This is a genomic window from Streptomyces sp. NPDC103540 (assembly GCF_055584445.1).
The window spans coordinates 137,064-151,398 of record NZ_JBVJMA010000004.1 but is presented as its reverse complement, the minus strand read 5'-3'; the positions used below and the strand labels follow the sequence as shown (position 1 = coordinate 151,398).

The 14,335-nt window shown below is 73.1% G+C and carries 15 protein-coding genes; 6 read left to right on the top strand and 9 right to left on the bottom strand.

Features of this window, described 5'->3' with window-relative positions; all coding sequences use genetic code 11:
• Positions 1 to 4 precede the first annotated feature (4 nt).
• From ACZ6ZI_RS11595 to ACZ6ZI_RS11585, 3 genes are all read right to left on the bottom strand, one after another.
• Positions 5 to 301: a DUF4193 domain-containing protein gene (locus tag ACZ6ZI_RS11595; RefSeq protein ID WP_249768165.1), complete on the bottom strand. Its 297-nt coding sequence runs from the start codon at positions 299 to 301 to the stop codon at positions 5 to 7.
• A gap of 395 nt (positions 302 to 696) precedes the next feature.
• Positions 697 to 1,944 (bottom strand): sensor histidine kinase, encoded by a 1,248-nt coding sequence (locus ACZ6ZI_RS11590; RefSeq protein ID WP_469518865.1) that lies wholly within the window; start codon positions 1,942 to 1,944, stop codon positions 697 to 699.
• A 5-nt stretch (positions 1,945 to 1,949) separates the two neighbouring features.
• On the bottom strand, positions 1,950 to 2,603 hold the full coding sequence (locus tag ACZ6ZI_RS11585; RefSeq protein WP_030036265.1) for a response regulator transcription factor: 654 nt from the start codon (positions 2,601 to 2,603) through the stop codon (positions 1,950 to 1,952).
• Positions 2,604 to 2,874: 271 nt separating this feature from the next.
• Between ACZ6ZI_RS11585 and ACZ6ZI_RS11580 the strand changes: the two genes are divergently transcribed.
• Positions 2,875 to 3,042 carry a hypothetical protein gene (locus tag ACZ6ZI_RS11580; RefSeq protein WP_363052620.1) on the top strand — a complete coding sequence of 56 codons (168 nt, stop codon included), beginning with the start codon at positions 2,875 to 2,877 and terminating at the stop codon, positions 3,040 to 3,042.
• Positions 3,043 to 3,226: 184 nt separating this feature from the next.
• On the opposite strand, the gene ACZ6ZI_RS11575 is transcribed toward ACZ6ZI_RS11580, so the two are convergent.
• Complete coding sequence (locus tag ACZ6ZI_RS11575) at positions 3,227 to 4,045, bottom strand: inositol monophosphatase family protein (protein WP_469518863.1); 819 nt, start codon at positions 4,043 to 4,045, stop codon at positions 3,227 to 3,229.
• Positions 4,046 to 4,056: 11 nt separating this feature from the next.
• Complete coding sequence (locus tag ACZ6ZI_RS11570) at positions 4,057 to 5,217, bottom strand: ferrochelatase (RefSeq protein ID WP_469518861.1); 1,161 nt, start codon at positions 5,215 to 5,217, stop codon at positions 4,057 to 4,059.
• Positions 5,218 to 5,400: 183 nt separating this feature from the next.
• Here ACZ6ZI_RS11570 and ACZ6ZI_RS11565 point away from each other — a divergent pair, with 183 nt between their 5' ends.
• Positions 5,401 to 6,666, top strand: a complete 1,266-nt coding sequence (locus ACZ6ZI_RS11565) for an MFS transporter (RefSeq protein ID WP_363052616.1) — start codon at positions 5,401 to 5,403, stop codon at positions 6,664 to 6,666.
• Positions 6,608 to 7,945, top strand: a complete 1,338-nt coding sequence (locus tag ACZ6ZI_RS11560) for a D-arabinono-1,4-lactone oxidase (RefSeq protein WP_469518858.1) — start codon at positions 6,608 to 6,610, stop codon at positions 7,943 to 7,945. Before ACZ6ZI_RS11565 ends, ACZ6ZI_RS11560 begins: the two co-directional genes overlap by 59 nt.
• A 7-nt stretch (positions 7,946 to 7,952) precedes the next feature.
• Here the strand turns inward: ACZ6ZI_RS11560 and ACZ6ZI_RS11555 are convergent, their stop codons facing one another.
• Positions 7,953 to 8,849, bottom strand: a complete 897-nt coding sequence (locus ACZ6ZI_RS11555; RefSeq protein WP_469518856.1) for a hypothetical protein — start codon at positions 8,847 to 8,849, stop codon at positions 7,953 to 7,955.
• Between the two features lie 532 nt (positions 8,850 to 9,381).
• Here ACZ6ZI_RS11555 and sepH point away from each other — a divergent pair.
• Positions 9,382 to 10,401, top strand: coding sequence for a septation protein SepH (gene sepH, locus ACZ6ZI_RS11550; protein WP_469518854.1), 1,020 nt, complete (start codon positions 9,382 to 9,384; stop codon positions 10,399 to 10,401).
• Between the two features lie 191 nt (positions 10,402 to 10,592).
• On the opposite strand, the gene ACZ6ZI_RS11545 is transcribed toward sepH, so the two are convergent.
• Positions 10,593 to 11,447, bottom strand: a complete 855-nt coding sequence (locus ACZ6ZI_RS11545) for a sulfurtransferase (protein ID WP_469518852.1) — start codon at positions 11,445 to 11,447, stop codon at positions 10,593 to 10,595.
• A 177-nt stretch (positions 11,448 to 11,624) separates the two neighbouring features.
• Between ACZ6ZI_RS11545 and ACZ6ZI_RS11540 the strand changes: the two genes are divergently transcribed.
• A complete protein-coding gene (locus tag ACZ6ZI_RS11540) occupies positions 11,625 to 12,452 on the top strand; it encodes a VOC family protein (RefSeq protein ID WP_469518850.1) in 828 nt (275 codons plus the stop codon).
• Here ACZ6ZI_RS11540 and ACZ6ZI_RS11535 read toward each other — a convergent pair.
• Both ACZ6ZI_RS11535 and ACZ6ZI_RS11530 read right to left on the bottom strand, forming a co-directional pair.
• Positions 12,449 to 13,228, bottom strand: a complete 780-nt coding sequence (locus ACZ6ZI_RS11535) for an SGNH/GDSL hydrolase family protein (protein ID WP_469518848.1) — start codon at positions 13,226 to 13,228, stop codon at positions 12,449 to 12,451. The genes ACZ6ZI_RS11540 and ACZ6ZI_RS11535 overlap by 4 nt on opposite strands.
• Complete coding sequence (locus tag ACZ6ZI_RS11530) at positions 13,215 to 13,784, bottom strand: PadR family transcriptional regulator (RefSeq protein WP_469518846.1); 570 nt, start codon at positions 13,782 to 13,784, stop codon at positions 13,215 to 13,217. The genes ACZ6ZI_RS11535 and ACZ6ZI_RS11530 overlap by 14 nt, the downstream gene beginning before the upstream one ends.
• A gap of 90 nt (positions 13,785 to 13,874) precedes the next feature.
• Between ACZ6ZI_RS11530 and ACZ6ZI_RS11525 the strand changes: the two genes are divergently transcribed.
• Entirely contained in the window at positions 13,875 to 14,315 is a 441-nt protein-coding gene (locus ACZ6ZI_RS11525) for a nuclear transport factor 2 family protein (RefSeq protein ID WP_469518844.1), read from the top strand.
• Positions 14,316 to 14,335 lie beyond the last annotated feature (20 nt).

Here is a 14,335-nt window from a genome sequence, read left to right as displayed (position 1 = left end):
GCCCTCAGTCGCAGTCGCGACAGATCGGCTGACCGTTCTTCTCACGTGCCAGCTGGCTGCGGTGGTGCACCAGGAAGCAGCTCATGCAGGTGAACTCGTCCGCCTGCTTGGGGAGGACCCGGACGGCCAGTTCCTCGTTGGAGAGGTCCGCGCCGGGCAGTTCCAGGCTCTCGGCGCCGTCGAAGTCGTCGACGTCGACGCTGGAGGACGACTTCTCGCTCCGTCGAGCCTTCAGCTCTTCGATGCTGTCGTTGTCGACGTCGTCGTCGGTCTTGCGTGGGGTGTCGTAGTCCGTTGCCATTTTTTCGCTCTCCCCCTCTGGGATTTAGCGGTGTCTCAGCGCACGTAACGCGCGAGAGGCCGGACTTGTGCCCGACCTGAGGCGGAGATTTTGCCTCACATCAAGGTCTGTTACTCAATCGACACCCAGCCGCACGCCCGAAGGAGCCTGTAGCTGGGATGACGACCGGGACCGTACACGGTCCGGGGGCCGTCTTGCACAAACGCCACCCCGTGTATTTCCCGCCGTTCGGGGGGCCGGAAACCCGGACTTCCCGGGCTTTCCGGCCTCCCCGGGGTCACAGAACGCACATGACCCGACACTCGACAATGTGATCGATCACACAGATACCGTCCACGGCGGCACCCGACCATTCCGCCGACAGCGAACAGACCGGCGGGTCGGTCGGAGGGCGATCAGAGGGGCAACGTGACACGCATCACGAGGCCACCGCCCTCGCGGGGCGTCGCGAGGATGCGTCCGCCGTGTGCGCGCGCCACGGAGCGCGCGATCGACAGGCCCAGCCCCACACCCTTGTCACTGCCCGTTCGCTCCGTACGCAGCCGCCTGAAGGGCTCGAAGAGGTTGTCCACCTCGTACGCGGGAACCACGGGACCCGTGTTCGATACGAGGAGCACCGCCTGGCCGTGCTGGACCTCGGTGGTCACCTCCACCCAGCCGCCCTCCGGCACGTTGTACCGGACCGCGTTCTGCACCAGGTTGAGGGCGATCCGCTCCAGCAGCACGCCGTTGCCCTGCACCACGGCCAGACCGCGTTCGCCGCGGATCTCCACGCCCTTGGCGAGCGCCTCCCCGCGGGCCTGGTCGAGGGCGCGCGAGGCCACCTCCGCCAGGTCCACCGGCTTGCGCTCGACGATCTGGTTCTCGCTGCGGGCCAGCAGCAGCAGGCCCTCCACGAGCTGTTCGCTGCGCTCGTTGGTGGCCAGCAGCGTCTTGCCCAGCTGTTGGAGCTCGACCGGGGCGCCGGGGTCCGACAGGTGGACCTCCAGCAGCGTCCGGTTGATCGCGAGCGGGGTCCGCAACTCGTGCGAGGCGTTGGCCACGAAGCGTTGCTGCGCCGTGAAGGCCCGCTCCAGACGGTCGAGCATCTCGTCGAAGGTGTCGGCGAGCTCCTTGAGCTCGTCGTCCGGTCCGTCCAGCTCGATCCGTCGGGTGAGGTCGGAGCCGACCACCCGGCGCGCCGTGCGGGTGATCTTGCCCAGCGGCGAGAGCACCCGGCCGGCCATCGCGTACCCGAAGGCGAAGGCGATGACGCTGAGGCCCAGCAGGGCCATCAGCGACCGGCTGAGCAGGTCGTCCAGGGCGTGCCGGCGCTGTTCCAGGATGCACTGGCCGATGGCGTTGTTGAACTGGTCGAACGACTGGTCGATGCCCACCACGCCGGGACAGGTGCTGCTGGAGACCTTGACCTGCTGTCCCCCGACGATCTGGAACGGGAGCGCGTTGCCCTGGCGCAGGGCCTGCGCGGCCAGCAGGTAGATGATCGACAGCAGCAGGATCCCCGCGATGAGGAACATCCCGCCGTACAGCAGCGTGAGCCGTATGCGGATGGTCGGCCGCAGCCAAGGGAAGGGACCCTCGGGCGGGCCGGGGTCCCAGGTCGGTTTCGGTGGCGCCGTCGGTGGCGCCGGGGTCGCGGCCATCCTCGTCAGATCCGGTATCCGGAACCGGGCACGGTGACGATGACCGGCGGCTCGCCGAGCTTGCGGCGCAGGGTCATGACGGTCACGCGGACCACGTTGGTGAACGGGTCGGTGTTCTCGTCCCAGGCCTTCTCCAGGAGCTGCTCGGCGGAGACCACCGTCCCCTCGCTACGCATCAGCACCTCCAGCACCGCGAACTCCTTCGGTGCGAGCTGTACCTCGCGGCCCTCGCGGAACACCTCGCGCCGGTTCGGGTCCAGCTTGATGCCGGCCCGCTCCAGGACCGGCGGCAGGGCGACGGTCGTACGCCGTCCGAGCGCCCGGACGCGGGCGGTCAGCTCGGTGAAGGCGAAGGGCTTGGGCAGGTAGTCGTCCGCGCCCAGCTCCAGGCCCTCGACCCGGTCGCTGACATCGCCGGAGGCGGTCAGCATGAGGACCCGCGTGGGCATGCCCAGCTCGACGATCTTCCGGCAGACGTCGTCCCCGTGCACCAGCGGAAGGTCACGGTCGAGCACCACCACGTCGTAGTCGTTCACCCCGACGCGCTCCAGGGCCGCGGCGCCGTCGTACACGACGTCCACGGCCATGGCCTCCCGCCGCAGGCCGGTGGCCACCGCATCGGCGAGCAGCTGCTCGTCCTCGACGACGAGTACGCGCACGTCGTTTCCTTCCCTCGAGCCCAGAAGGGCACACGTGTATTGCGCGTCCATCCTGCCGGTTTCGGCCGTAAACCGGCTGTAAGGCGCCCCTGAGGGCCCTTCCGGCACGGATGTGCGGGGTGTTCGCGGGAGGAACCGAGGATTCCCTCGCCTCACGAGGTTTCTGGGACCCGGGTGCCGGGGAGGACGACAGAACACCCCGGCCACTCCCTGACGGCGGACAGCCACGTGCTCGCCCGCCGCCGACCCACGAAGAGGGGGCGCACCCACCATGGACGCATTTACCGCGGGTCTCCTGCAGCGCATCAAGACCACGCAGTCGGACCTCAGCAAGGCCCGTGAGACGGGCGACGACCACCTCGCCGATGTGGAACAGGCCGAGCTGGAGGACCTCCAGCGGCTCGCCGCCGAACACGGCGTACCGGTCTCCGCGGCCTGAACCGGCCGCGTCCGCACGACAGTTCACCCGACCCCGACCCCCCGCGGCGCCCAGGCGGTTCCGCACGACCCGAGCACGCGCACGGACCGGACCCCGGTCGCCCCACGGGCGGCCGGGGTCCGTCGTTCCCCGACGCGGGGAGCGCGGGGGTGGGGGGCGCGGGGGTACGGGACCCCGCGCGCGGTCAGTCGTGCCAGGCCCCGGCGTCCTCCAGCAGGGGCTGGAGCGAGGCGAAGACCGCCGGCGTGGCGGCCAGGGTCAGCTCCCCCGAGGCCGGCAGGCCCGGCCGGCCTCCGGTGAGGGCGCCCGCCTCACGGGCGATCAGGTCGCCCGCCGCCAGGTCCCAGGGGTTGAGCCCGCGCTCGTAGTAGCCGTCCAGGCGCCCGGCCGCGACGTCGCACAGGTCCAGCGCCGCCGAGCCGCCGCGCCGGATGTCCCGGACCAGGGGGATGATCCCCGCGACGACCTGGGCCTGGTGGGCGCGACGGGCCTGCACGTAGGCGAAGCCGGTGCCCAGGAGCGCCCGGTCCAGCGGCGCGGCCGGCCGGCAGGCCAACCGGGTGTCGCCGGACCAGGCCCCGCCGCCGAGCACCGCGCGGTACGTCTCCCCGCGCATCGGGGCCGCCACCACGCCGACCACCGTCTCGCCCCGGTACTCGGCGGCGATGGACACGCCCCAGCTCGGCAGCCCGTAGAGGTAGTTGACGGTGCCGTCGAGGGGGTCGACGATCCAGCGGATCCCGCTGGTGCCGGGGACGTCGGCGCCCTCCTCGCCGAGCAGCCCGTCGTCGGGGCGGCGGGCGGCGAGGACGCCGGTGATCAGCTTCTCCGCGGCGAGGTCCATCTCGGTCACCACGTCGACGGCGCTCGACTTGGTGGCGGCCACCGACAGGTCGGCGGGCCGTCCGTCGCGCAGGAGTTCACCGGCCCGCCGGGCGGCCTCCAGCCCCACGTCGAGGAGTTCGGCCTTCAGGTCTTCGGTCAGCGTGTCTTCGGTCGTCACGGTCGCGCAGCCTACGCGTACGGGCTGTCGACCCCGGCCGCGGCGGGACGCGGCGCCCGGGTCGGACAGCAGCCCACGGCGCACCGGTCGGGGCTCGCTCCGAGCAGACCGAGGGCGCAGCGCCGCGCGTCCTCCCCGCGTTCGGCGGCGGCCCGCTCCAGCAGCAGGTCGCGCACCGCCTCGGCGAAGCGCGGGTCCGCGCCGACGGTGGCGGATCGGGCGATGGGCAGGCCCAGCTCGGCGGCCTTCGCGGTGGCCTCGGTGTCGAGGTCGTAGAGGACCTCCATGTGGTCGGAGACGAAGCCGATCGGGACCATGACGGCGGCCGGGGCGCCGGCGCCGTGCAGGGCCTCCAGGTGGTCGCAGATGTCGGGCTCCAGCCACGGGATGTGCGGGGCGCCGCTGCGCGACTGGTAGACGAGCTCCCAGGGGCGCTCGACGCCCGTCTCCGCGCGGACGGCGTCGGCGATGACCCGGGCGACGTCCAGGTGCTGGCGGACGTACGCGCCGCCCTCGCCGTGCTCCGGGACGGGCCCGGAGGTGTCGGCGGCGGCCGTCGGGATGGAGTGGGTGGTGAAGACCAGGTGGGCGCCGTCGCGGACCGCGTCGGGGAGGCCGGCCAGCGAGGCGAGCACTCCGTCGATCATGGGCTGGACGAAGCCGGGGTGGTTGAAGTAGTGGCGCAGCTTGTCGACGCGGGGCAGCTCGGCCACGCCTTCCGCCTCCAGGGCGGCCAGCGCGTCGGCGAGGTTCTCCCGGTACTGGCGACAGCCCGAGTAGGAGGCGTAGGCGCTGGTGGCGAGGACCGCGATGCGGCGGCGGCCGTCGGCTGCCATCTCGCGCAGGGTGTCGGTGAGGTACGGGGCCCAGTTCCGGTTGCCCCAGTAGACGGGCAGGTCCAGCCCGTGCTCGGCGAAGTCCTTGCGCAGCGCGTCGAGGAGTTCGCGGTTCTGCCCGTTGATGGGGCTGACGCCGCCGAAGCCGAAGTAGTGCTGCCCGACCTCCTTGAGCCGCTCGCGCGGGATGCCGCGCCCGCGCGTGACGTTCTCCAGGAACGGCACGACGTCGTCGGGTCCCTCGGGGCCGCCGAAGGACAGCAGCAGGAGGGCGTCGTAGGGGGCGGCGAGGCCGTGGGCCGCAACCGCTTCGGGGGCACGGAGCTGGTCTGACATGTCTCGAATCCTGCCACCAGGCGTTCGCCCGGGAGAACCGCCCGGTCCGCATCGCGGACGCGCCGAAAGGTAAGGTGACCCTAAGTTCTTGTTCCGCCGCCTGTTCCGAACGGCCGGCCCCGTGCGGCTGTCGGCCGGCGGTCGTAATCTGTTCGGGCCACCGACGTCCCTTACGGAGACACCTTGCCCAGTCCCTACCGCGCGATATTCGCGGCCCCCGGAACCACGGCGTTCAGCGCCGCCGGCCTCATAGGACGGCTGCCGATCTCCATGGTGGGCGTCGGCATCCTCACGATGATCTCCGAGATCACCGGCCGCTACGCCATGGCCAGCGCGCTGACCGGCACCCTCGCCCTCGCCGCCGCCTTCATCGGCCCCCAGGTCTCCCGCCTGGTCGACCAGTACGGCCAGCGCCGGGTCCTGCGCCCCGCCACGCTGATCTCGGTCGCCGCCGTCGCGGTCCTGCTCGTGGCCGCCGCGCGGGGCTGGCCCGACTGGACCCTGTTCGTGTGCGCCGCCGTCGCCGGCTGCGTGCCCAGCGTCGGCTCCATGGTCCGCGCCCGCTGGACCGTGATCTACCGGGACTCCCCGCGCGAGCTGCACACCGCGTACTCCTTCGAGTCCGTGGTCGACGAGGTCTGCTTCATCTTCGGCCCGATCCTGGCCATCGGACTCTCCACCACCTGGTTCCCCGAGGCCGGCCCGCTCATCGCCGCCGTCTGCCTGATGGTCGGCGTCTGGCTGCTCACGGCCCAGCGCTCCACCGAACCGGCACCGCACCCGCGCGTCGAGGGCGGCGACCGCACCTCGGCGCTGCGCTCCCCCGGCCTCCAGGTGCTGACCGCCACCTTCGTGGCCACCGGCGCGATCTTCGGCTCCATCGACGTGTCCACCCTGGCCTTCGCCGAGGAGCAGGGCAGCAAGTCCTCGGCCAGCTTCATCCTGGCGATCTGGGCGGCGGGGTCCTGTATCGCCGGAATCGTCTTCGGCCTGCTGCACCTCAAGGGTCGGGCCGAACCCCGTTGGGTACTGGGCATCTGTGCGATGGCCGTGAGTATGATCCCCCTCCTACTGGCCGGGAACCTTCCGTTTCTGGCCGTGGCGCTCTTCGTCTCGGGCCTCGCCATCGCTCCCACGATGATCACCACGATGGCCCTGATCGAGGCGCACGTACCACGCGCGAAGCTGACCGAGGGCATGACCTGGATCAGCACCGGCCTCGCGGTCGGCGTCGCGCTCGGCTCCTCGGTGACCGGCCTGGTCATCGACGCCGCCGGCGCGAGCCGCGGGTACGTCGTCTCCCTCTCGGCGGGGGCGGCCGCGGCGGCGGTGGCGTTCGCGGGTTACCGCCGGCTGACGAGGCCGGCGCTAGGGGAGGAGACAGCGGGCGATGGTGCGGACAGCGAGAGCACGGACAGCGGGGACGACCGGGCCGGCCACGTGGCGTAACTGGGCGGGGAACGTCTCGTCCACCCCCGCGCGCGTGGTCGCCCCGCGCACGGTGGACGAGCTCCGGGAGGAGGTCCGCCGGGCCGCCTCGGACGGACTGCGGGTCAAGGCGGTGGGGACCGGGCACTCCTTCACGGCGGCCGCGGCCACCGACGGAGTGCTGGTACGCCCCCAGGCGCTCACCGGGATCCTGTCCCTCGACCGGGCCGCCGGCACCGTGACGGTGGCGGCCGGCACGGTCCTGGAGGACCTCAACCGGGCCCTGGCGCGCGAGGGCCTCTCGCTCGCCAACATGGGCGACATCATGGAGCAGACGGTCTCCGGCGCGACCTCGACGGGCACCCACGGCACCGGCCGCGACTCGGCCTCCATAGCCGCCCAGATCCGCGCCCTGGAGCTGGTCACCGCCGACGGATCCCTGCTGAACTGTTCGGAGAAGGAGAACCCCGAGGTCTTCGCCTCGGCCCGGCTCGGCATCGGGGCCCTGGGCATCGTCACCTCGCTGACCTTCGCGGTGGAGCCGATCTTCCTCCTCACCGCCCGCGAGGAGCCGATGCCCTTCGAGCGGGTGCTCGCGGAGTTCGACCGGCACGTCGCGGAGAACGAGCACTTCGAGTTCTACTGGTTCCCGCACACCGGCAACTGCAACACCAAGCGCAACAACCGCAGCCAGGGCCCCGCCGCCCCGCCCGGCGCCGTCAGCGCCTGGATCGAGGACGAGCTGCTGTCCAACGGCCTCTTCCAGGCCGTCAACTCGGTCGGGCGGGCCTTCCCGGCGACCGTCCCCTCCATCGCCCGGATCGCCAGCCGCGCCCTGTCCGCGCGCACCTACACCGACATCCCCTACAAGGTGTTCACCAGCCCGCGCCGGGTGCGGTTCGTGGAGATGGAGTACGCCCTTCCGCGCGAGCGCGTGGTCGAGGCACTGCGGGAACTGAAGGCGGCCGTGGACCGTTCCCCCCTGCGGATCAGCTTCCCGGTGGAGGTCCGGACGGCCCCGGCCGACGACATCACGCTGTCCACGGCCTCGGGCCGGGAGACGGCGTACATCGCGGTGCACATGTACAGGGGCACCCCGTACCAGGCCTACTTCACCGCCGCCGAGCGGATCTTCACCGCCCACGGCGGCCGGCCGCACTGGGGCAAGGTGCACACCCGGGACGCGGCCTACCTCGCCGAGGCCTACCCGCGCTTCGGCGAGTTCACCGCGCTGCGCGACCGCCTCGACCCGGACCGGGTGTTCGGCAACGACTACCTGCGGCGGGTCCTGGGGAGCTGAGCCCGGGTCAGGGCGCGGCCGGGGAACCGTTCGCGCCGGTACCGGTGCCGGACCCCGTGCCGGATCCGGTGCCGGCGCCCTGGCCGCCGCCGGTCCCCGCGCCGGTCGAGCCGCCGGTGGCCGGATCGGGCTTCGGGGTCTGCTTCGAGGGCGACGGGTCCGGCGAGGGCTTCGCCGGGTCCGGGGTGTTCGAGGCTCCCGTGTCCGGCGAGGGGGATCCGCCGGCGCCCCCGGTGCCGCCCGTGCCTCCGGTGCCTTCGCCGGAGTGCGGGTGCGAGGGGCTCGGGGAGGGGCCGGGCCGCGTGCCCGCGCCGTCCTCGCTCCCGCGTCCGCCCTCCTTGCCGCCCTCGCGGGACCCGTCCCGGCCGTCCTCGCGCGGGGAGGGTCGGTGGTCGGGGGCCTTGCGGGTGCCGCCCGACAGGAGGGTGTCGCCGCCGCTGCTGATCGAGGTGCCGGCGACGGCCTCGTAGGTCCCGAGACCGCCGATGGCCACGGCGAAGGCCGCCGCGGAGGCCACCGCCGTCCGCTTCCAGCCCCGTACGCGGGTTCCGTGCACGGTGGCCGCCCCGAACTCCCCCGAGGGCGGCGGGCCCTCGGCCCCGACCGGGACCGGCTCCGGAACCGCAGGCTCCCCCGCCCGGCGGGACCGGGGGCGGGCGCTCTCGCGCAACTGGTCGCCGGTGCGCCGGAAGACGTGCTGGATGACGGGCCCGCCCGCGGTGGCGACCACGCTCACCACGCCGGCGCCCAGGATGGTTCCGTAGACGCCGAGCTTCGAGGCGAGCAGGGCCGCCGCGACGGTGGCGAGGGAGCTGCCCGCGACCTGGGCCACGCTCAGATCGAGCCCCCGGCCCTCGGATTCGCCGCTCTCGGCTTCCTGTCCCGTCTTGCGAACCTTCGTCATCCCCGGTGTGTCCCGCCTCTCGCGCTTCTCCTCTTCCTGGAGTTACTGACCGCCGAGCGAAACGGATGGTTCCGGATCTGGGGATTCTGTGAAGCAGGACACCCGAATTCGGACGCGTGCGCAGGTCGGCCCGGACGCGGGCCCGATTCCGGGCACGCCAACTCCCGCCGCCCGGGACAAGTTCGGCGGCGCGGCGGTCCACCCAGGTGGCCCGAATGGAGTACTGTGGCGAGCCCTGGGGCCGTCCTTCCTTACGGATGTCCGGACTCGGGAGAGGGGGCCGACTGATGGAGAAACGGCGCTCAAGACCGGTGATGCCGCGGTATCGCACGGGCTCCTGCTGCGCACAGTAACCAACCGGTCACTGTGCGTGCCCAACAGGTAACCGTGCCATAACGTCGATCAAGGGCGCATGCCCGACACGCCGGTTTAACTCGGCAAGGTTGTGGCAGGCTGCACCCGGGCAGGCCACACTCGACTAGCGGAAGCAGCGACGCACGTGACGTCGGCAGGCACCACCCGGGAGGTCCCCATGCCCGAACTGCGTGTCGTGGCCGTCTCGAATGACGGAACACGACTGGTGCTCAAGGCTGCGGACAGCACGGAGTACACGCTTCCGATCGACGAGCGGCTGCGGGCTGCCGTGCGCAATGACCGCGCGCGCCTGAACCAGATCGAGATCGAGGTGGAGAGCCACCTCCGCCCGCGCGACATCCAGGCCCGCATACGAGCCGGTGCCTCCGCCGAGGAGGTCGCGCAGCTCGCCGGCATCCCCGTCGACCGGGTGCGCCGCTTCGAGGGCCCGGTGCTGGCCGAGCGCGCCTTCATGGCGGAGCGGGCCCGTAAGACGCCCGTACGCCGCCCCGGCGAGAACACCGGACCCCAGCTGGGCGAGGCCGTGCAGGAGCGCCTCACCCTGCGCGGGGCCGACAAGGACTCCGTCCAGTGGGACTCCTGGCGCCGCGACGACGGCACCTGGGAGGTGCTGCTCGTCTACCGGGTCGCCACCGAACCCCACTCCGCGAGCTGGACGTACGACCCGCCGCGCCGGCTGGTCGTCGCCGTGGACGACGAGGCCCGCTCGCTGATCGGCGAGTCCGACGACCTGCCCTCGACCCCCGAGCCGAGCTTCCCCTTCGTCCCGAGGATCGCCCGACTGCCGCGCGACCGGCCGCTGGACCGGACGCTCGACCGCGCCATGGAACGCCCCGTCGCCCCGGCCCCGCCGGAGCCGGAGGAGGAACGGGACACGCTGACCAGCCTGCTGGAGGCGGTGCCGAGCTTCCGCGGGGACCTGGTGGTGCCGGACCGCTCCGATCCGCCCGCGGACGAGGCGGAGAGCGAGGAGCCGCCCGCCGCGGCGGCCTCGGCCGGGGCCGGAGCGGCGTACGCCGACGTGCTGATGCCGCGCACGGTCGCGGGCCACCGCGACCGGCTCACCGGGACGACGGACCGCCAGGCCGAGGCCGACGGGGTCCGTCCGGGGCGCCGTGCGGCGGTGCCCAGCTGGGACGAGATCGTCTTCGGGACCCGGCGCAAGAAGCAGGAGTAGCGGGCGGACCGGCGGGACGGGGCGACGGGCTCCGGGCCCGTCGGGATGCCGGCCGCTCGGGATGCGGGATACCGGCCCGTCGGGATACCCCGGCCGCTCGGGATACGGGACACCGGCCCGTCGGGGTGCGCTCGGGCGGCGACGGGCCCGGACGCGTGATGCCTCCGGGCCCCGCCGAACCGCCGCGCGCCTCAGGCCTCCCGCGGCGAGCCGTCCGGGTTCGGCCCCGTGGCCACGGGGCGGCTCGGGTCCGAGGACCAGTGCGACCAGCTGCCCGCGTACAGGGCCGCCGGGATCCCCGCCACCTCCAGTGCCAGCACCTCGTGCGCTCCGGAGACGCCGGAGCCGCAGTAGACCCCGACCGGAGCCTCCTCGGAAGCGCCCAGTGCGGCGAAGCGGTCGCGCAGCCGCTCGGCCGGCAGGAAGCGGCCGTCCGCGTCCACGTTCTCCGTGGTCGGAGCCGACACCGCGCCCGGGATGTGCCCGCCGACGGGGTCGATCGGCTCGACCTCGCCCCGGTACCGCTCCCCCGCGCGCGCGTCGAGCAGGAGCCCCGTACGGGCCAGATCGGCCGCCTCGTCCGCGTCGAGCAGCCCGAGCGCCCCGGGGTTTGGCTTGAAATCGCCTTCGGCGGGGGTCGGCGTGTCGGCCGATACCGGACCGTCCGCCGCCGTCCACGCGGCCAGGCCACCGTCCAGTACGCGCACCGCCGTGTGACCCGTCCAGCGCAGCAGCCACCAGGCGCGCGCGGCGGCCCAGCCCTGGCCGCCGTCGTACACGACCACCGGCTCGTCGGCGCGGACGCCGGCCCTGCGCATGACGGCGCCGAACGCCTCCGGTTCGGGAAGCGGGTGGCGGCCGCCCGACCCGGGCGGACCTGCCAGTTCGCGGTCGAGGTCGACGTACACGGCGCCGGGCAGGTGGCCCGCCTCGTAGGCGGGGCGCTGGTCGGGCCCGCCCAGCTGCCAGCGGACGTCCAGGAGCACCGGCGGCCGGGGGCCCGCCAGCTCGGTCATCAGTGCGGAGGCCGAGAGAATCGCAGTCATGGGGCCCATCTTCCTCCCCACTTCCGAGCCCGCGTAACAAGGCCGACATCGACCGGCCGCAGTGATTCGGTCATCTCTCCCCCGAGCCCTGCGATCCGGCCGGTCGGGGCGCGGCGCACGCCGCGGAGTGGAAGCATCTGCGGGGGAATTCGGGCCACGACGGAGGAGACGGCTGACATGACGGAGGCAGCGGGGATCGTGCGTCGCCCGGCCGGCGCACCGTGTTGGGTGAGCCTGATGGTGCACGGTCTGGGAAGCACCGAGGACTTCTACGCCGACCTGTTCGGCTGGGAGTACGAGCCGGGCCCCGCCCAGCTCGGCCCCTACGTACGGGCGTTCCTCGACGGCCGGGAGGTGGCGGGCATCGGCGAGATGCCGCCGGACCGGCACCTGCCGGTCTCCTGGACCACGTACTTCGCCACGGACGACGCGGACGTGACGGCCGAGGCGATCCGCTCCTGCGGCGGGACCGTCGCGGTGGGTCCGCTGGACGCGGGCGTGGTGGGTCGGGTGGCGATCTGCTCCGATCCGCTGGGCGCGATCTTCGGCATCTGGCAGACGGGGCCGCGTCGGGAGACGCACCGCCACGGGGCGGCGGGCAGCCCGGTCTGGAACGAGCTGGTCACGCAGGACACCACCACGGTCGGCAAGTTCTACCAGCACGTCTTCGGGCACGAGGCGGTGACGCACCCCGGCGCCGGGGCCGACTTCGACTACGTGACGCTGCGGTTGGAGGGGCGCCCGGTGGCCGCGGTGCACGGCGTGGGCCGGGCGCTGCCGCACGACCGGGGCCCGCACTGGATGACGTACTTCGAGGTGGCGGACCCCGACGCGGCCGCCGCCCGGGTGGGCGCGCTGGGCGGGCGCGTCGTGACGCCGCCCCACGACGGGCAGGGCGGCCGGCAGGCCACGGTGACCGACCCGGAGGGCGCGGCGTTCACGGTGATCCGCTCCGCCCCCTCGGACCGGCCGGGCACGGCGCCCGGGGCGACCGGGGCGGCCTAGCGCGGTGTGAGGGGTTCCAGGTGGGGGCGCTTGGCGGTGCGGCCGTCGCCCGAGGAGGCGCCGCGCAGCCGTCGGGCCAGCCAGGGACCGAGGAAGCCGGCCAGCCAGCGGGCCTCGCCCACGGCGCTCCGCAGCACGGTGGGGGTCGGTCGGGGCGGCAGCGGGCGGGTCCACGCGTCGTCGCTGCCGGGCAGCTCCACGGCGTGGGCGAGGGCGGCGGCGATCCGGTCGTGGCCCAGCGGGGCGGCGTGCAGCCGGTCGACGCTCCACAGGCGGGGGTCGGTGGAGACGGCCGCCCCGCCGGTCTCGGCGACGCTCACCCCGTGACGGGCGGCCGCGGCGCGGATGTGCGCGTTGAGGGCGACGACCCGGGGTGCGAGGGGCCGGGCCAGGGGCGCGATCCTCGCCACGTCGGGAAAGGTCACGGTCACCACGCGGGCCCCCGAGGCGGTCAGCGCGGCGAACATCTCCTCCAGTTCGCCGGCCACCCGGGCGGCGTCGAACCCGGGCCGCAGCAGGTCGTTGACGCCGGCGACGACGGTGGCGATGTCGGGGCGCAGGGCGAGCGCGGGGGCGAGTTGCCCCGCGCGGACCTGGTGGGCGAGTCGACCCCGGACGGCGAGGTTGGCGTAGAGGAGCGAGGGGTTGACGACCGCCAGCCGTTCGGCGAACCGGTCGGCGAAGCCGCGCAGGCCGACGGTGTCGTCCCCGTCGCCGACTCCCTCGGTCTGGCTGTCGCCCAGGGCGACGTAGCGCAGGTACTCACCGCTGTGCATGGGCTCGCTGCCTTTCCCTCAGGACACCGGCGGCGCGTACGCACCAGTCGCGGTGACCTTCTTCGAAGGCGAGGCCGCGCAGGCAGGTGAGGTACCCGCCGATGCGCTCGCCCCGCAGGAGGTACGCGTCCTCGTCCAGCGGGCCGCGCAGGGTGCGCAGCAGCCGGGTGAGGATCTCGATCTTGGCCTCGGCCGCGGTGGCCCGTTCCTCCAACTGCGCGATGACCTCGGCGGTGCCGATGCGGTCGGCGCTCTGCACCTTGACCAGGAGGTCGTCGCGGATGAAGGAGGGCTTGCAGGGGGCCTCGGCGAACCGTTCCAGCTCGGCGTGGCCGGCCTCGGTGACGCGGAAGACGCGCTTGTTGGGGCGCCCCTCCTGGACCACCTCGCGGCCCGTGACGAGGCCGTCCTTCTCCAGCTTGGCCAGCTCGGCGTAGAGCTGTTGGGGGACGGCGTGCCAGAAGTTCGCGACGCCGATGTCGAAACCCTTCGCCAACTGGTAGCCGCTGTACTCGCCGTCGAGCAGCGCGGCCAGTACCGCGTGTCGCAGGGCCATCGCGGGTCGCCCCTTCCCTTCCGTCGCCGTCCTCGGCATCATACTCAAAAAACTTACTAGTCATATTGTTGAGTAGGGGAAGGGATCGCCGTGCAGCCGAACACCGAACCGGGACCGAAGACCGCGGAACGCTTCCGGGAGGCCGTGGAGAAGCGGGACCGGGCCGCGCTGGACGAGCTGTTCGCGCCCGACGTCCGCCTCTACAGCCCGGTGAAGTTCGTCCCCTTCGAGGGCAAGGAGATGGTCCTCGGCCTCTTCGGAGTGCTGCTGCGGGTCTTCGAGGACCTGCGCTACCTGGGCCGCCTGGAGGGCGAGGCCGAGACGAGCGCGGACGGCGAGCGGGCCCCGTCGGTGATCCTGCCCTTCCGGGCCACGGTGGACGGGCGGCAGATCCACGGGATCGACCTGCTCCAGTTCGACGAGGCGGGCCGGATCAAGGAGTTCACGGTGATGGTCCGCCCCCAGTCCGCCGTGCACGCCCTGGGCCAGGCCGTCCTGGCCGGACTGGTCGCCGACGGCCTGGCGCCCTGACCCCGGGCGCGGGCCCGGGC